Consider the following 15095-nt stretch of genomic DNA (forward strand, 5'->3'; position numbering starts at 1 on the left):
GTTATTTGAAATAATGTCCTTGTGCTTCCTCTGCTTGCTGCGTTACCTCATTACCTTGAGCTAACTTTGAACCATAAGAAGGTTCATTTCCTCCTGTATGACTTCCACCTCCAGGATTACGAGCAGAACCTTTCATACGCTCTTCAACACTTGCTTGGACAAATGCATCGAAGTCTGTTTTAAACTCGTCTAAAAACGTATTTGTAGCCGTTTCATCAGCTGCTAAAAACTTGTCAGCGTACTTAGTAGCAAATTTCGCATCATAACCTTTTTCGGTCATATACTTGATTGCACTTTCACGCAATGCAGCACGCTGTTCTTTCTGTTCGTTTTGCTGTAGTTTTTCTTCAAGTTCACGAATACGTTTTTGTTCCGGCGTTTCTTGAGGATTTCGTTTTGATACTTCCTCATCAATTAATCCTTGTAGATGGTTAGACTTCCATGTTTCTAAAGCTGTATTGTAGTGTTTATCCTTCTCAGAATCTAACTCACTCTTAATTGCTGCGTTCGCTGTTGCTGCCGTTAATACGTCACCTTTCTCCAACGATTTGAAAATATGTTGAACGAAAGCCGACTTGTCACCAGCCTCAACAAGTGTTTTTAACTCTTCGAAATTGACTTGCATGTTTTTCCTCCTGTCCTTCGCACGCTTACGCCCACGAAACACGTAGTCATTTGTTCTTTATAGCGTCTACAAATGCTGAAAAAGACATAATAAAAAGCCGTATCACTACGACTATCCTTCACCACTGAATTTTTTCTTCCACTCTTCATAACTCATAAATGGCACCGTTACACTCGGCGGTTTAACCTGTTTATACGCTTTGTTAAAAGCTTGTCTATAAGTTAGTCCTTGATCAGACATATAAGCATCAATACGAGCAGCCAATTTCTTTTGATACGTATCATCCATGTAGTCTCTGCCACGTCTGTACTCTGGTAACTTGCCATTAACCATATATATCGTATGACATCGACACTGTACATCCATTGAAGCAATGCCCCATAACCTTGGTGCTTTCGATTTCCACTTACCATAATGATAGTAGCCATCTTTATCAGCTTTCTGACCATCTAGCTTTCTATGGGACTTCCTAACTCTAGTATCAAGTGATGACATCCAAACCTTAGTGAGCCGCGCTGATTTACTTGCCTGTTCCTCAATGGCTAAATCAACTTGTGATCTAACCCGGCCACCCTCGGTTCTGGCAACTAGGATAGCTTTCTTCCTTGTCCATCCCATAGCATTTTCAATCCTGATAGCCATGTCTGTGTAGCTTTCACCAGCTTGTAGGCTCTGTGCTATCTCGATGTTCAAACGCCTGATAATCTCGTTTCTATGAACCTCAAATATCTTAGGCAACGTTAAAAACTCAACAGGATTAGTTAACGCTGCTTGAATCACCTCAGCAGATGGTATTTTAAAGCCCATTTCCTCGCCTGTAGACTGTTGTAATAGATAAGCCATCAATAAGTATCTCTCGATATAAAGACGCTCCTGTGAAGCTTGTATGAGCTTAATAATCTCTTTGTAGTCAGCGTTCAACTGTTGTGCAATTAATTTCATTTCTTGATTAAAGCGATTGTACTTGTTAACGTCTGTCCAAGTAGCTTGACCATTCTTCCCAAACTTTTTATGCATCTCAAGCATTTGAGCGAGTATCGTCTTTAAACGTCGTGCAAAAACAACCTCAATGTCTCTCTCGGCTTTAGCTTCTAAATCATCTAAGATTCGATTGATTTCCTGTTGATTCATGTGTCATCATCATCTTTCGGATCATCGTTGTCATCCTCATTAAGAGGGCCAAGATCATTACCGTATATTTTTAAATCTTCTTGCATTGCTTCACGTTCTGCAGCTACATCATCTACAAATGGTAATAAAGATAAGCGAGTATCCTCACTTACATAACCTTTCAATGCCTGTGATGTTTGAGCAGCTTCTAGAAGGTTCTTAGGAAGATTTCTCTTAAACTCAAACCATACCTTTAGGTAATCCTCTGGCTGGCAGTAGCCTAGCCTTGCCCATCCACTACACAGTACTTTGAATTGATACTGTAGAGTTGTACGGTTCTTTTGCTCTGCCGTACCAGCCTTATGTTCTAAGGCCATTGTTTTCATGAGGATTGCAATACCAGATAGATTAGAAGCAAACTCCTCGCTTGTGAAATCTACACTCTTACCGATACGCATAATGTTCTTTTCAAGTCGTTCTAATAAGTGTTCAATCATGCTGTCATTAACGTTCTTGGTTAGGAACGATACCTTAGCATCAGGACCCCAAATTTCTAAAGCACCTGACTTCTGCATCTGTTGAATTTCTTCTGGTTGTAATCCAATGTTGTGAAGGATTAACAACGCCAATCGCATCGATTCAACCTCACTACTAGCATCTGATAACGCTCGGTCATACGCATCAATCAAGTTCATGATACGCATAGCTGCACCTTGCATTTCATCGTTGTTCTCCATTCCAAACAATGGATTGTACATAAAGCCGTGCTCTTGATAGCCTGTTAATTCAAATGTTCCATTAAGGTTATCGAAGTACCAGATAGTATCGGAATCATAAAATTCAACTTTTGTGACGGTTTGCTTGTTAGCTTGTTGGTCTAAAACGAATGTGTCATAGTAACGCATGCTGTATTTAGGTTCAGCTATTGTTTCTTCGAATAAAAAAATAACCTCGTCCGTATCAACATTCATAATACGTAGGACGGGTTTATTGTTTTCCAAGGCTACATAAGCTAATCGAGCTCCATAGCCAGCTATATCAGTTTGTTTTCCTAAAGATGCATCTTTATCAGCAACAGCATTTCTAACCCTAAAGTTGTCTATTTCTGTTGCTAAAGGCTGTAATCTCGGTTCATCACGTACACCTTCGACAGTGTAGTTAACAGGAATACCATACATATAACCCACTTTGGTATCTACTATGTCGGCATCAAAGGCTGTATTTACCTTGTTATTAACGAGTGCATCTAGCCTACGAACCTTGTCATTCTCCAAATCGAGAGGAATAGGGTCTCTCGTTAGAATTGGCACGCCATCTGTGCTAACCTCATATCGTTTCTGTAGTAACTGCACGTCCTGTTTAATTGACTTATGGTCAGCAATTAATTTAGGGATTAGCGTTTCATTAAAGCCATACTGATCAATGTATTCGATGTATGGTTGAAACACTTGCATGCGCTTAGCAATGGTTTCTTTTCGATTTAGTTGATTAACATTCATTCTTATCACCTACCTCTGTAACCAGCATTCATACCTTTAACGTTTGTTACCTCATAATCATCAAGGCCATACCACATAGCACTAAATGTATGAGGGTCAATATTAAACTCTCCAGGTATTGCTTTGCCGTTCTTATCTTTTTTCTGTGTTAGATTTTTCAACTCTCTGATTGTATTAGGGCAATCCTTTGAAACAATTATCTTTTTAAATCGCTTCATCTTCTTTGTATTTTCAACCCTCGTTAACTTGTAACATGGTAAAATACGAAACCCTCGTTGTTGTAAGTAAACAATTGTTTTAGCTTCGGCATTATCGCCTTTAATCATTACCTTTTGTAATCCTGCTTTCATCATGTCCTCAGCAATCTCGGGATCTGTTTTACCTTTTGTGTAATACTCCCAGAAGATGTACAGCCATTTCTTTTCAATATCTACTGCCATACGGACGATAGCGTTATATGAATCAGAAAAACCGAAGTCCATGCCGTTTTTGTATACCTTATCGGAAGTCAGTTGAGCTTGTACATCAGCACTATCCCATACTTCTAATTGAGGTAGTATCTTCTCGCCATTCGCTCCAAACTTACCTTCTCGGGCTACTCTGTGTAGATCAGGGTCATAGTTCTTCATGTCGTCTAATTCATCGATATACGACTGCGGAAGGAACATGTTGTCGTCTGCTTTTGAATGATGGTAATACGTTGTTTCAGTTTTGATTTCTCTCAACTTGTACAGTTCTTCATCATTCAATGTTGTTTTTTCATTTTCTTCATCCACAAAGAAATGTGTGTATATCCAGTTTGTTTCATCCACTGGATTTGAAGAAAGAATCATGTGTAATGACAAATTACGATGACGCAAACGACCAACGAGCTCTTTAAAGCCCTCATACTTCACTTCGGAGGCTTCTTCTACCCAAATGATGCTGATATCATGGATAGACTTTAATTTCGCTGGTTTATCCATCCCTTTAAAGATTATTCTTGAACCATTACTGAACACTATCTCGTATGGACTCTCTTTAGCCCTCGCTTTGCCTTTTGCAATGCGTTTTCTGCCAGTGTCATCTAATCTATCCAATGACTCTAAAATGTCCTTAAACAAAGCGAATGTACTGTCTTTATGAGTGTCATAAACTTCACGGATTACTAAAACTTTACGCTTTTCTTGTAAACACTTTAAAACGAGTTTTAGTGCTACATGATAGGATTTCGATGAACCATATCCACCAATAAGGAATTGAAACTTTTTTGTCCAATCCATTAGAAAGTTGCCGAAATGAGGGTTTATTTCCTTATTCACTTGCATCAGAATCCCTCTCAGTCTTATGTGTAATAACGATTTCTAAGGTGTCATCATCACCTGTTGGCTCTGTTAGTTTCTCTACTTCAGCTTTTGTCTTGTTAACATTCATTCGAACCTGTTCAACTTGTAGTTGCTTCAACTCGTTTTCGTTAAGTAAATCGGTATACTTCGCAAGGAATGCCAGTGCAGCCATTTTATCAGCAAGCTTAACTTTGAACATTCCATCTTTACCTTTTGATAGTTCGGTAATTAGTGTCCCGTCAATCTCTTCTGAATGATGCATTGAGAATTTGGTGTAAGTGTAAGGTACAACTTCTGTTTTCTCTGACTTCTTTGAACCATCAGGATTATATTCAACTGATGTTTCTGTCGCTTCTGACTCGACTTGTGTAAAGTCTATGAAGTCTGTAATGTCCGCAAAGGCAATAGCTTTGTACTTCTCTAGCACATCGAATTTATCTAAATCCAAACTCTCAAGCCTTTGCCTTTTAAGTTCAGCAACAGTTTCTTTAACCTTAGCATTACTTAGCAACCTACTACCGTTTGCCATGGCTGTTTGGTAGCTACATTCATACACCTTTTTATACGCACTTGTGGCATTTAACGAACGTACATAATACATACAAAAAAGCCGTTGTTTATCAGTTAATCCGTCATCACCTTCTAAATCCAAGGTAGTAACTTCTTCTGATTCAACGACTTTTTTTTCTTTGGGTGCATCTTCTTTTATGGTTGCAACCTTCTTGGTTTTGGTTGCATCCTTTTCAGTTGCATCCCTCGACCATTTCTCGCGGCTCTTTCGGCTCTTTAATGTACCAAGCTTTATATCATGCTTTTCAGCAAGATCAGCAAGTGTTATTTTTGTGGTTTCCCACTCTTGTTTAATTTCATCCCAATTAGCCATATCTCATAAACACCACCTCCAACATTCAAATTTTGAAGTTATTTATTTTTTCACACTGTTAACACCATCAATAAACCCTTTAGCAACAAAACGACCATATGATTGCGCACAACGAGCATGTGAATGTGTTCCTAATACATGAGCAATGAAATGTCTCCATCCGTATTCTTTTACGCAATCCATGTTAGTAAACTTTTTAAAGTACTTAATCATCACTAATCACACCTCACTCCGTATTTCACTCTCAAAAGTAAGTACCGTTGCCCTAGAGGTTAAAGTGGGAAACTGCTCGATACTCACTTTTCAAGGCAAAATAAAAAAACCGCGTATCAACGCGATTTTTAAATGTTTTATTCTATTTCCAACAGTTTTTTAATTTCTTTTTCCAGACACTCAACAGATTCATTTAAGACTTTCTCTAGTTGATTATGTGTTTTATCATAGTCAATTATATATGAATCGTGTACTACTTGTAGTTTATCGGTTCTTACCCCCTTCTGGATATCTTTGAATTCAAGTAAGTATCTTTTATAACTATCAATTAAACTACTCGTTTTATCATAAATTGATTGATAATTCAAATCATCTGGAGCGAATATTTTATATTTTTTTAAAGAATCCTTATACATTGTTAATTCTTTAATTTCTGATAGTAAATCATCAATACTCTTTTTATTAAAATCAGCACTTTCAGAAACATATGTATGATTCTTTTTAAATATTTCCTTAATGTAAATCTCAATATTACTTAACTTACCTTTCAATTTTTGCTGATGGTGTAAAAAATCATTAGTTATTACTAAAGCTTCATTCAGTTTTTCAATACGCAATTCTAACACTCTATCATTATCTTGTTTTGAGAATTGCTTTTTAATTTGTTTATTAGCGGCTAAAAATGCACCAATTGCTCCAACTATACCACCAATCAGGCTCAAAGCACCGCTAATAACACCACTTAATAATGTTGCAGTATTAGTATCCAACTACTTCACCTCCCACCCAATCATAACCTAGTAGATGAAATATATGTAATAACTTTTTGCTCTCAAAACCACACCAAACCCTGCCCTCTCAACTCATAGCGTTTTGGCTGTTTGATGCAGTTTTCAAAGCAAAAGAAAAAAGCCCTCGTTAGAAGGCCTATTCAACAATATCCCAATCCTCTGACAACATATCCGTTTGTGAAGCTAACCAAGGAACACGGCTTTTCGGTGCATTTGCATTGTCTGTTTGAAGTCCTGTTGTATCAATAAAGATGTAAGGGTGTGTCATTTTAGAATGTGTATCAGGTACTTGTAACTCAATGAAAATACCTTTGCCATTCCAACCTTTTCGAGCTACTTTTTTGCCATCTTTTAAAGCTTCAATCGCTTGTCCAAAATTCATTCTAATTCCTCCTTTAAGATAATAAAAAGCCTCCATCCGAAGATGAAAGCTTTAATATTGTGGTAATCCTATTTTCGAGAGCTCACTTGCGACTCGTGGTAGAGCGTCACCACGTTATTTTGTAACGAATTGTGTTCTAATTTTATAGTGCATTTCCGTGCACTTTGTTGATGTAGTAAGTTTGACTGAATTAAATGGAAAGTGGACGAAGTTCACATAGTAACCACTCCTTCAGTTTTATTTTATTTGCCTGTTCCCTATATCTCTTAAAAAATATGGGCCGGCCGTGTATGTCATGCTCCGAACAATTTTGCTCGGCGCCGGTCGGTCGTCGGTCTGTCTTTCCCTAATATTTAGTTTTTTATAAATACCAAAGGAAGAAACATTTACCTGTCCGACCTCCCCTCCATTTTACACTGCAAATTTTAATGAAAACAAATATGCATGATTTTGTCTCATTTGTCGCATTTGTCTCGTTTGTCTTGGCATTAATCTAAAACACCATATAACAAAAACGTCTCCATCTGTTCATTTTCTAAAAGCTGTTGAATGATATCTTTCTTCTGTCTTTGCACATTGTCTTTGGAGATCATGAGGTGTAAAGCTATCTCTCTGTACGACATACCTTCCAGTAAGCAATCGTAAATAACCTTTTGCGTTTCATTTTGAAGTGTATCGCCTAATGTTTCTAACAAATATACCTCTGTCTCATAACGTCTTAATCGGTTATTTCGCTTTTCTTCTAGTGATTCAATACGCTTGAGCTCCGTTATACTTTTGCCCTTGGAACCCTTGGGCATTGCTGCCTCTACTCCGTACTGCGCTACTCCCCAATTTTGGATAGGTAAGCTGTGTCCATATAGCAGCTTTTGAAGCCTTTGGACCTCGTTACGCATCCATTTGAAGTCCTTAATCATTTGAGTGATGATGTAGAACATATCATTATGTTCAGTTGCCTTACTTGCTGTAGATTGATAGTTTGTCATAGGTTTGCCCTCCTACGGTGTGATATACTAGAGTTGTGAACACCATCAAAGGGCATAAACCAATTCGAGCTGTAGCGTGTGACGACGCTGCGGCTTTTTCTTTTCCTCAAAATGTTCAGTAGCTAAATCGGCCGTCAAAGAACTCTCTAGCTGGTCTTGTATGTCGTATTTTTATATGATCATGTTTTGCTTCATTGTTAAATGGATGATAATTCACCGCATATTCAGCCTTTCCATTGTGGTTTAAGACACTAAAGTGACTAATGCGGAGTAGTCGCCATTCTTCTTTAAAACTACTAAACGGCCTGCAAACATATCGTTATACTCATCTAGTTTTGCATTCAATTCTTCAAAAGATAGGCGTTTCTCAATCACCCAAATCTTAGTCTTTACCGTCATTTTCATCATTCCTTCTCTTTAAATTTTTTAATTGTTCGGCTAGTTTCCAGACCACATATCATGTAATTTGCTAAATTCACTTTCCAATTCGGATAATTGAACGCCAATCGTGCGTCCCTTATCATCAACTTCACTTACTTGCATCTGAATATCCTGTAGTTTTAAAATAGCTGTTAAAAATAAATCTCCAGCTGCTTTTAAATCCTTTCGAGATTCTTTTATTTCCTTTACCATTTCATCAATTACAACGGATGGTTCTGCATACATACCTGTTGCCATAACTTCATCAACGCTGTATAACTCTTCACGAATAGTTGCTAATTGAGCTGTTAACCGACGTTCTGTCATTCTCTTCAACCTTCCTTATTTGTTTCTAGGATTGTTTAATAATTAAATTTCGGATTTAATCACAATTTCGACCTCTACATTGTCGTATTCATCCTTAACCCTTTTGTAAAAACTCTCAAATTCCACCTTTGCCTGTTCAAATTCATTTGATTTAAGAATCTTTTTAGCCACTGTTTTTTTAGTTTTTGCCATTCCATTCATCCTCCTGTGCATTTTCTTTCAACTAACCACTTTCTGTTTCCCTAACAATCCACCAGCTCTAGGACCAATCCTTCCAGCCATTTCAAGATCCATAGCAATTAAAGCCACACTCACCTTACTTGCATTAAGCTTCTGAGCTATCTCGTTAATTGGATATCCTTGATTCCACATAGCTATGAAGGTTCCAATCTGTTGTATGGTGAAATCAAACTTAACCGATTCATGAACCTCACCAGTGAACAAGATGTATCGACTCTCTACTTTTCTTGCCATTCAATCGTCACCTCTGCCCTTGGTTGCTCTGAATAAAACTTCCGTACATTCATCTCAACTATCTGGGAATCATCGTGCCAAATAACTTTGTTACACCCATCTTTTATGCCCTTAATCAAGTTATCGAGATCAGGCTTTGTCGTAGGACGTAATTCGCCACTCTCTATAAGCTTTCTTTTTGGTCCTGTATGGTATTTCTTTGGTGGCATGAGATAAATATCGGCTTGTAGCTTAATCGGCTCTGTAATCAATTCAGACGGCTTATTTTGCCATGCTACGAGCTTTACAAAGTCTTTGAAGTCCTTGCTCTTTGGTGCATCGTGTGTGATTACTTTCTTGCCATGTCTACTAAAGCGAGGTCGCTCTTGTGGTTGAATGACTCCTGGTATTTCAAATGTTAGTACGTTCATGTTTGCCCTCCTGTCAGCACTCTTAGAAGTCTGCTGATAAAACAATCTAATGCCGTTCTACCAGCAGCGTGTATTTAATTAATAACCAGCGTTTTGGCGCTCATGGTTGACCTTGTTCTTAGCGTAGTAAGCTGTCTCTATTTCATCCCATGTGAAGCCAAGTAATGTTCCTAAGTGATAGAATTCTTCAAACAATTCTCCCCAGCGCTCATCTGAAAATGATTGATATTCTGTTAACTCACTCGCTTTAGAGAAAACCCTTTGAAAACGTTTGGTTGTATCATTTTCGACTATCATAAGCCAGTTCATTTCTTTCCAATCAACTTCTAATTCCAACCCAATACTCAAAATGAAATGCAAGCAGTCAACGTATTCTTCAAGGAGTGGATTATAGTGCAACGGTTCCCCAGCAATAATAGGGTTCCTAACTACCTTAGTACGTGGCTCCTGATCCTTACTCCACTTCTTAAATCCACGCCATTCATTAGCGCATTCACCGAGCTCAACCTGTAGAGCTAACAACTTCCAGTCAAGATTGTTCTGCCCTAGTAGTTCTGGATGTTCTTGCATGATGTGCTCGTCCAATGCTGCTTGTGTTTCAAATAGTTTTGTTAAGTTCATAAACTCACCTGTTCCCTTTCAGTGTTAAATTCCAATAGTATTTGATAAGGTCGTGGATCAGCAGAAATGTAATTCATTCGACTAGCTACCATCCAGCCTCTCTCCGTATCATCTGTAACCAAACGTTCTAATTCTCTTGATGTCCTAGCCTTGGTGATTTTTCTTAATGTTGGCATGTGTATCACCTCGATTAATTATTTAGAATGGGAGATCATCCTGATTTACTTCCATTGGCCCCTTACTATTTGCAAAAGGATCTTCATCGACCTTTGTATAACTTGACTGGTTATTATTACCGCCATATTGCCCCTGTGAACTACCTTGATACTGTCCACTTGTATTTGTACTAGATTCGTAGTTTGATACGCCCTGTGAGCCTCCAGTGCTGTTTCTTGGCTCTAAGAATTGAATGCTGTCTGCTACAACGTCAGTTGTATAGACACGCTTGCCATCCTGCCCTTCATAGCTGCCTGTTTGGATTCGCCCTTCCAAAGCTATTAAGCTACCTTTCTTCATGAAGTTTGCTAGATTCTCGGCCTGTTTACGCCAAGCCACACAACTTATGAAGTCTGCCTCACGTTCACCCTGTTGATTTTGGAATGTCCTGTTGACTGCCACTTGAAAACGACATGATGCAATGCCATTTGGTGAATATCGCAGTTCAGGATCTTTTGTAAGTCGGCCAACTAATACTACTCGGTTGATCATGCCGTTGCCTCCTGAATAAATTTAGATAGATCTTGTTTCATCACATCGAAAGCATTTGTGTGTCCAACAACTTGAAAGGCCGGCTCACCATTTAACATTTCGTTCATCGAGCTTTTGTAATACTGACACTTTTTAAGGCCTTTACCTTCTCTTAGTTCAAGACCGTTTACGTATCTACCCGAAACACCTAAGTAGATGAAATACTTGATTGAGGGATGACCTGCATATCGATTGTGTATGATGTCGCCTTTACAAAACTTAATCATGCTGTTGCCTCCAGTAGTTCAGGGTTTTCGTATATGTTGCCGACGACTTCGATATAATCGTTTTCACCATCCAATAAACATTTCTCACAATGTTTAACAACAGCTTGTAAATAAGAAACATCAGGACAATATTCATTTATTACAAATCGTTGAACATCGTCACAATCTGCCCAATTCGGAATGTATAGCTCCAGTATGTCACCTTCATATATTTCCTTGCCGTTCCTGTCCTTTAAGCCTGTGTACTGCATTAACTCATATAGCAGCGTATGTCGTTGTTCTGATGAACAAATATTTTCTACCATAAGTTTGTGTATCTTATCCCAAGCACGAAACTTAATCTCTCTACTCATGCAGCCATAACCCCTTCCATTTTCATTATGAGATAATCCGTAGCTTCTTCTGCATCTTTCAGCCCCAACAAAGCTCTCAATTGCTCCAAACGTTTATAAGCCATGGTTTCGTTGTACTTGCCTCCAAAGCGCTGGTACTGCCCTAAATACAAGATGATTTGATCGATTAGGAATTGTTCATTCATGAGCTATACCCTCCAATGCTTGGCGAGCTACGATATAACAATTATCTAGATGCTTTGATATACCATCATGCTTAGCTAGTTCAAAAATTTCTCTCAACGCTTCACGAAGCTTTGTATTTTCTTCCTTCGCACGTTTTAGCTCAATGAACCTTTCCATTTCAAGTTGCATATAAACTTCTCCCATTTCTTCACCCTCCATCAAGGGGCTGTTGCCCCTCTATCTATGTTCGAATACCTTACGTAATCGGTAGTTCACTTTCATGTCCTTTGGAATCGTTACTGTAAAATCCTGTGCCATTTCAAAGAGCCTACTTGTTAATGCCTCATCGATATAAAGCATGTCATCTAATGACAACTCGCTTGATATAAGCAACGGTTTATTGTTTAGGTAGCGATAATTGACCACTTCAAAGATGGATTCAGCCTGCCATGGTTTTACATCAACCTTTCCACCAATCGGCTTGAACAGATCATCGATAAACAACACATCAATTTCCTTCATGCGGTCCATGATTTCGTTTTTACGTTCAAAGTTGTTAGCAGCCAGATTGTTCATCCCATCCTTGTAAGGAAAATAGAGAACAGGCACTTGCCTTGTATGAATCAGATAATTAGAGATAGCCGTTAACAAATGTGTTTTGCCGCAACCAGGTTGTCCAATTAACATGATGCTGTTTTGTCGGTAGCCTTTAATCTCGTCAAACGCCCTGAAATACTGATTCGCCTTACTTTTCATTTCAGCAACCTTTGGATGCACACCCTCGGTCGAGAAGTTTTTAAAACTCATTTTCTGAAATTCTTCTGTAATTTCACTAGATTTGATTAAGCGATTAAGTTGACGCATTTTGGAGCACTCACATTGTTGCCATTCGTCCGAATCAAACTTCAAGGTGATTTCTATTAACTGATCTTCATCACGTACTAACGTCGTTTCTCCAGCTTTCTTACGTACCATATATCCGCCTTCGTCCTTACATTTAGGACAGTTGTAAGCAGGTTCTTCAGTCGCTACAGTAGTCTCCGAAAACGCTTGGCTTTTGGCTTTGAGCTTGTCCATAATTGCTGCCATTGGATCGCTTAGTTTCTGCATTAATCTTCACCTGCCAATCTGCGTATGATTTAACTCCTTTTTCAGTTCGCCAGTTACGTAAGATAGCTTCTACATATTCAATATTTGATTTACCGTTATCTGCTGTTACTTTTATGGCCTCGATAATTAGTAAATGGTCTGGATAAAGTTTGAGTAGGTTGTCCATCTTTTTGTGATCTGTAAAATTGCTAACACGAATTGCTTGGTCAAAGAAGTTTTTGATAGCTAAAAATTCATGATCTATTAGTGAAGGAGTGACAGACTGACCGAGTTGTTTTTCTTCTTTGTCTTTATCTTGTTCTTCTTCTTTTTCTTTATCTTCTTCTTTTTCTTCTTCTTGCCCACTTATCGTCGACGTATCGTGTGACGTTACGTAAGAACCCTTGGTATTACTGGATTTAGCGTATTCATCACGTATCGCTGACGTATCGTGATGCGTATCGTAGTACGACTCGTAGACGTTACGTATTGAATCATTTGGTATGCTTTCACCAACCCATTCAATCAGCGTTGCATCTTTCACATTTTTTAACTCTGATTTCACACAATCGAGTATCGGTTTGCCACCTCTAACTAAGTTGTATTTGCCCCAATTCTTAATAGCTATTTCACGTGTTTCAGCATTGTATCTAATCAATTTGTGGTGCTCTATGAAACGTTGTAACAATGCATTTGCGCTCTCTGGTGAGTAACCTAAATCAAAAGCTATTTGTTTTTTTGTAATTTGATAGATACCGATTTGCGTTGTACTTTCATTCGTTAACAAATATAGAAAGAAGTATTTATCCTCTGCTGTCATTTCTTCAACGACACGCGGATCGTTCCAGAATGATGTGTGTACTAATCTAAATTTAGCCATTTGCCCTCGCCTCTCCTTATGTCGCAATATTCAAATTTTTAATCATAGACATATTTACATAATCCCCAATTACTTAGTGTTGTTTATCCATCCACTGAAAGAAATGTGTTGCTAAACAGCCCATAATTGCACCAATAAAAAACACAAAACTATCATTGTAATTCACAATATTTAACCCCCTATGGCTATAGAAATCATCCTGCCTGATAATCTAAAATGTCTCCTACACTACAATTCAGCACCTTACAAATTGCTTCTAAGTCTTTTATTTTCACACTGTTTGAACGGCCATAATACAGGGTTCTAAGTGTTGTCACTGGAATGCCTGTCCGAGTATGAATGTCTCGTATTTTTAAGCCACGTTCAGCCAGTAAAACAGCTAGTCGAAATTTAATCATGGTTACCTCCTATAAGAAGCCATCTAATCGCTCACAAACTGCGAAACTACCACTCACTTTGACAATTCGATAGTTTGGATATCTTCGCATGTAATCCACCACCAAACGTCTAATTTCATCCTTATCCTTTGCCTGCTCAAATATCCAAGCGGGTAGAAGGACTTTGTGGGGTACGTTACTGCTCAATGACTAACTCACCTTGTTCTTGTTGTTCTTCTTCCTCTACAATTGAGTACTCTGTTACGTCGATAACATCGCTCATATCCTCTGAAACCTCGGTTTTTATTGTTCCATCTGCCTCTACAACCTTCTGCAACTCAATGGACTTAGGAGCGTATTTCAATACTTCTTTCAGAACAGTTTTCTTAGCCATTGCGTCATAATTGGTTTTCCAAGGGCTTGTCCAACCTTTTTTTACTGCCATAGAAAACTCACGTGCATGTTTATCGATGCGTTCTCTTGTCCAGTAAACAAAGTCGTATCCACCATTTTTTAGATGGTACACAGCGTAGTAGCCGATTGGCTCACCCCCTGGATTTTGGGAAGGTATATGCACAAGATCTTTGTGTAAGCCATATGCAAACGAAAATTCATCTTCTTGATAAACTTCATGAGCATATATTGCTTTGTATTGACCACTTCTTACAGATAAGTCAATTAAACCTTTATAACCTAACTGGAACTGAACTTGATTACCATAAGGGATTAAATAAGCTTGTCCTAGCCCTGTATTTGGCTCGACCCCTAGTTGTGCTGATTGCATTAGAGCTGCAACAAAACTCATTTGGTCACATTCCAATAGCTTTGGAGTTGCGCGAACTGCTGTTAAGGCGATTCGTGCAATACGATCAGCATCCATGTGTTTAGGTAATGCTCGTTGAATTTGAGGACCCATACGTTTTAATAAGTTGTTTAGTGATTGCTCTGGCGTAACACTTTGTTGTACTTGACCTTGTGATTTAGCTTTTAATTCATTTGTAGTAGCCATTTTTATTTCCCTTCTTTCTCTGCAGTAATTTCTATTTGTGTATCAGACTCCATGTTTTGATAATCTGTATGTTCACCTTTTTTAAACCGTAATCTTGCATCTTTTGCATCAAATGCAGTTACAATCGCTGTTACAGAAGTTAGAACTGTTTCTTTGATAACTAATTGCTTTAATCGACTCAT

At 38.3% G+C, this 15095-nt stretch carries 26 protein-coding genes; all 26 read right to left on the reverse strand.

Annotation, left to right across the window (positions count from 1 at the left end; all coding sequences use genetic code 11):
- Position 1 precedes the first annotated feature (1 nt).
- Positions 2 to 625 (reverse strand): DUF4355 domain-containing protein, encoded by a 624-nt coding sequence (locus ABC382_RS08920; RefSeq protein WP_412926733.1) that lies wholly within the window; start codon positions 623 to 625, stop codon positions 2 to 4.
- A gap of 111 nt (positions 626 to 736) precedes the next feature.
- A complete protein-coding gene (locus ABC382_RS08925; protein WP_412926734.1) occupies positions 737 to 1756 on the reverse strand; it encodes a phage head morphogenesis protein in 1020 nt (339 codons plus the stop codon).
- Complete coding sequence (locus ABC382_RS08930) at positions 1753 to 3234, reverse strand: phage portal protein (RefSeq protein WP_412926735.1); 1482 nt, start codon at positions 3232 to 3234, stop codon at positions 1753 to 1755. The genes ABC382_RS08925 and ABC382_RS08930 overlap by 4 nt, the downstream gene beginning before the upstream one ends.
- A gap of 5 nt (positions 3235 to 3239) precedes the next feature.
- Positions 3240 to 4541: a PBSX family phage terminase large subunit gene (locus ABC382_RS08935; RefSeq protein ID WP_412926736.1), complete on the reverse strand. Its 1302-nt coding sequence runs from the start codon at positions 4539 to 4541 to the stop codon at positions 3240 to 3242.
- Positions 4528 to 5442: a terminase small subunit gene (locus ABC382_RS08940; protein ID WP_412926737.1), complete on the reverse strand. Its 915-nt coding sequence runs from the start codon at positions 5440 to 5442 to the stop codon at positions 4528 to 4530. Before ABC382_RS08940 ends, ABC382_RS08935 begins: the two co-directional genes overlap by 14 nt.
- A 42-nt stretch (positions 5443 to 5484) precedes the next feature.
- Positions 5485 to 5655, reverse strand: coding sequence for a hypothetical protein (locus tag ABC382_RS08945; protein ID WP_412926738.1), 171 nt, complete (start codon positions 5653 to 5655; stop codon positions 5485 to 5487).
- A gap of 137 nt (positions 5656 to 5792) precedes the next feature.
- A complete protein-coding gene (locus tag ABC382_RS08950; protein WP_412926739.1) occupies positions 5793 to 6425 on the reverse strand; it encodes a hypothetical protein in 633 nt (210 codons plus the stop codon).
- Positions 6426 to 6582: 157 nt separating this feature from the next.
- A complete protein-coding gene (locus tag ABC382_RS08955) occupies positions 6583 to 6828 on the reverse strand; it encodes a DUF2829 domain-containing protein (protein ID WP_412926740.1) in 246 nt (81 codons plus the stop codon).
- A gap of 488 nt (positions 6829 to 7316) precedes the next feature.
- Positions 7317 to 7814, reverse strand: coding sequence for a sigma-70 family RNA polymerase sigma factor (locus ABC382_RS08960; protein WP_244905101.1), 498 nt, complete (start codon positions 7812 to 7814; stop codon positions 7317 to 7319).
- Positions 7815 to 8057: 243 nt separating this feature from the next.
- Complete coding sequence (locus ABC382_RS08965; RefSeq protein WP_412926741.1) at positions 8058 to 8213, reverse strand: hypothetical protein; 156 nt, start codon at positions 8211 to 8213, stop codon at positions 8058 to 8060.
- A 39-nt stretch (positions 8214 to 8252) separates the two neighbouring features.
- A complete protein-coding gene (locus ABC382_RS08970; RefSeq protein WP_412926742.1) occupies positions 8253 to 8561 on the reverse strand; it encodes a hypothetical protein in 309 nt (102 codons plus the stop codon).
- A 42-nt stretch (positions 8562 to 8603) separates the two neighbouring features.
- The gene (locus ABC382_RS08975) at positions 8604 to 8753 is read right to left on the reverse strand and encodes a hypothetical protein (RefSeq protein ID WP_412926743.1); all 150 of its coding nucleotides are present in this window, start codon (positions 8751 to 8753) and stop codon (positions 8604 to 8606) included.
- 27 nt (positions 8754 to 8780) lie between these two features.
- On the reverse strand, positions 8781 to 9035 hold the full coding sequence (locus ABC382_RS08980) for a hypothetical protein (protein WP_412926744.1): 255 nt from the start codon (positions 9033 to 9035) through the stop codon (positions 8781 to 8783).
- The gene (locus ABC382_RS08985) at positions 9020 to 9445 is read right to left on the reverse strand and encodes a RusA family crossover junction endodeoxyribonuclease (RefSeq protein WP_412926745.1); all 426 of its coding nucleotides are present in this window, start codon (positions 9443 to 9445) and stop codon (positions 9020 to 9022) included. The genes ABC382_RS08980 and ABC382_RS08985 overlap by 16 nt, the downstream gene beginning before the upstream one ends.
- A 78-nt stretch (positions 9446 to 9523) precedes the next feature.
- Complete coding sequence (locus ABC382_RS08990) at positions 9524 to 10066, reverse strand: dUTP diphosphatase (protein ID WP_412926746.1); 543 nt, start codon at positions 10064 to 10066, stop codon at positions 9524 to 9526.
- A gap of 198 nt (positions 10067 to 10264) precedes the next feature.
- Positions 10265 to 10774 (reverse strand): single-stranded DNA-binding protein, encoded by a 510-nt coding sequence (gene ssb / locus ABC382_RS08995; RefSeq protein WP_412926747.1) that lies wholly within the window; start codon positions 10772 to 10774, stop codon positions 10265 to 10267.
- A complete protein-coding gene (locus tag ABC382_RS09000) occupies positions 10771 to 11040 on the reverse strand; it encodes a hypothetical protein (RefSeq protein WP_412926748.1) in 270 nt (89 codons plus the stop codon). The genes ssb and ABC382_RS09000 overlap by 4 nt, the downstream gene beginning before the upstream one ends.
- The gene (locus tag ABC382_RS09005) at positions 11037 to 11393 is read right to left on the reverse strand and encodes a YopX family protein (protein ID WP_412926749.1); all 357 of its coding nucleotides are present in this window, start codon (positions 11391 to 11393) and stop codon (positions 11037 to 11039) included. The genes ABC382_RS09000 and ABC382_RS09005 overlap by 4 nt, the downstream gene beginning before the upstream one ends.
- Positions 11390 to 11578, reverse strand: coding sequence for a hypothetical protein (locus tag ABC382_RS09010; RefSeq protein WP_412926750.1), 189 nt, complete (start codon positions 11576 to 11578; stop codon positions 11390 to 11392). The genes ABC382_RS09005 and ABC382_RS09010 overlap by 4 nt, the downstream gene beginning before the upstream one ends.
- Positions 11571 to 11762, reverse strand: coding sequence for a hypothetical protein (locus ABC382_RS09015; RefSeq protein ID WP_412926751.1), 192 nt, complete (start codon positions 11760 to 11762; stop codon positions 11571 to 11573). Before ABC382_RS09015 ends, ABC382_RS09010 begins: the two co-directional genes overlap by 8 nt.
- Before the next feature lie 33 nt (positions 11763 to 11795).
- Complete coding sequence (locus ABC382_RS09020; RefSeq protein ID WP_412926752.1) at positions 11796 to 12668, reverse strand: DnaA ATPase domain-containing protein; 873 nt, start codon at positions 12666 to 12668, stop codon at positions 11796 to 11798.
- Positions 12580 to 13527: a DnaD domain protein gene (locus ABC382_RS09025; protein ID WP_412926753.1), complete on the reverse strand. Its 948-nt coding sequence runs from the start codon at positions 13525 to 13527 to the stop codon at positions 12580 to 12582. Before ABC382_RS09025 ends, ABC382_RS09020 begins: the two co-directional genes overlap by 89 nt.
- A gap of 194 nt (positions 13528 to 13721) precedes the next feature.
- Positions 13722 to 13925, reverse strand: coding sequence for a helix-turn-helix domain-containing protein (locus tag ABC382_RS09030; RefSeq protein WP_412926754.1), 204 nt, complete (start codon positions 13923 to 13925; stop codon positions 13722 to 13724).
- Between the two features lie 9 nt (positions 13926 to 13934).
- Complete coding sequence (locus ABC382_RS09035) at positions 13935 to 14111, reverse strand: hypothetical protein (protein ID WP_312505482.1); 177 nt, start codon at positions 14109 to 14111, stop codon at positions 13935 to 13937.
- The gene (locus ABC382_RS09040) at positions 14101 to 14913 is read right to left on the reverse strand and encodes a recombinase RecT (protein ID WP_412926755.1); all 813 of its coding nucleotides are present in this window, start codon (positions 14911 to 14913) and stop codon (positions 14101 to 14103) included. Before ABC382_RS09040 ends, ABC382_RS09035 begins: the two co-directional genes overlap by 11 nt.
- 2 nt (positions 14914 to 14915) lie before the next feature.
- Entirely contained in the window at positions 14916 to 15095 is a 180-nt protein-coding gene (locus tag ABC382_RS09045; RefSeq protein WP_412926756.1) for a hypothetical protein, read from the reverse strand.

This window comes from Lysinibacillus phoenicis (genome assembly GCF_047238325.1).
GTDB lineage: Bacteria > Bacillota > Bacilli > Bacillales_A > Planococcaceae > Lysinibacillus > Lysinibacillus irui.

Coding starts and splice junctions, on each gene's coding strand:
- ABC382_RS08920 (WP_412926733.1), bottom strand. CDS start 625: ATGCAAGTCAATTTCGAAGAGTTAAAAACACTTGTTGAGGCTGGTGAC.
- ABC382_RS08925 (WP_412926734.1), bottom strand. CDS start 1,756: ATGAATCAACAGGAAATCAATCGAATCTTAGATGATTTAGAAGCTAAA.
- ABC382_RS08930 (WP_412926735.1), bottom strand. CDS start 3,234: ATGAATGTTAATCAACTAAATCGAAAAGAAACCATTGCTAAGCGCATG.
- ABC382_RS08935 (WP_412926736.1), bottom strand. CDS start 4,541: ATGCAAGTGAATAAGGAAATAAACCCTCATTTCGGCAACTTTCTAATG.
- ABC382_RS08940 (WP_412926737.1), bottom strand. CDS start 5,442: ATGGCTAATTGGGATGAAATTAAACAAGAGTGGGAAACCACAAAAATA.
- ABC382_RS08945 (WP_412926738.1), bottom strand. CDS start 5,655: ATGATTAAGTACTTTAAAAAGTTTACTAACATGGATTGCGTAAAAGAA.
- ABC382_RS08955 (WP_412926740.1), bottom strand. CDS start 6,828: ATGAATTTTGGACAAGCGATTGAAGCTTTAAAAGATGGCAAAAAAGTA.
- ABC382_RS08960 (WP_244905101.1), bottom strand. CDS start 7,814: ATGACAAACTATCAATCTACAGCAAGTAAGGCAACTGAACATAATGAT.
- ABC382_RS08965 (WP_412926741.1), bottom strand. CDS start 8,213: ATGACGGTAAAGACTAAGATTTGGGTGATTGAGAAACGCCTATCTTTT.
- ABC382_RS08970 (WP_412926742.1), bottom strand. CDS start 8,561: ATGACAGAACGTCGGTTAACAGCTCAATTAGCAACTATTCGTGAAGAG.
- ABC382_RS08975 (WP_412926743.1), bottom strand. CDS start 8,753: ATGGCAAAAACTAAAAAAACAGTGGCTAAAAAGATTCTTAAATCAAAT.
- ABC382_RS08980 (WP_412926744.1), bottom strand. CDS start 9,035: ATGGCAAGAAAAGTAGAGAGTCGATACATCTTGTTCACTGGTGAGGTT.
- ABC382_RS08985 (WP_412926745.1), bottom strand. CDS start 9,445: ATGAACGTACTAACATTTGAAATACCAGGAGTCATTCAACCACAAGAG.
- ABC382_RS08990 (WP_412926746.1), bottom strand. CDS start 10,066: ATGAACTTAACAAAACTATTTGAAACACAAGCAGCATTGGACGAGCAC.
- ssb (WP_412926747.1), bottom strand. CDS start 10,774: ATGATCAACCGAGTAGTATTAGTTGGCCGACTTACAAAAGATCCTGAA.
- ABC382_RS09000 (WP_412926748.1), bottom strand. CDS start 11,040: ATGATTAAGTTTTGTAAAGGCGACATCATACACAATCGATATGCAGGT.
- ABC382_RS09005 (WP_412926749.1), bottom strand. CDS start 11,393: ATGAGTAGAGAGATTAAGTTTCGTGCTTGGGATAAGATACACAAACTT.
- ABC382_RS09010 (WP_412926750.1), bottom strand. CDS start 11,578: ATGAATGAACAATTCCTAATCGATCAAATCATCTTGTATTTAGGGCAG.
- ABC382_RS09015 (WP_412926751.1), bottom strand. CDS start 11,762: ATGGGAGAAGTTTATATGCAACTTGAAATGGAAAGGTTCATTGAGCTA.
- ABC382_RS09020 (WP_412926752.1), bottom strand. CDS start 12,668: ATGCAGAAACTAAGCGATCCAATGGCAGCAATTATGGACAAGCTCAAA.
- ABC382_RS09025 (WP_412926753.1), bottom strand. CDS start 13,527: ATGGCTAAATTTAGATTAGTACACACATCATTCTGGAACGATCCGCGT.
- ABC382_RS09030 (WP_412926754.1), bottom strand. CDS start 13,925: ATGATTAAATTTCGACTAGCTGTTTTACTGGCTGAACGTGGCTTAAAA.
- ABC382_RS09040 (WP_412926755.1), bottom strand. CDS start 14,913: ATGGCTACTACAAATGAATTAAAAGCTAAATCACAAGGTCAAGTACAA.
- ABC382_RS09045 (WP_412926756.1), bottom strand. CDS start 15,095: ATGAGTCGATTAAAGCAATTAGTTATCAAAGAAACAGTTCTAACTTCT.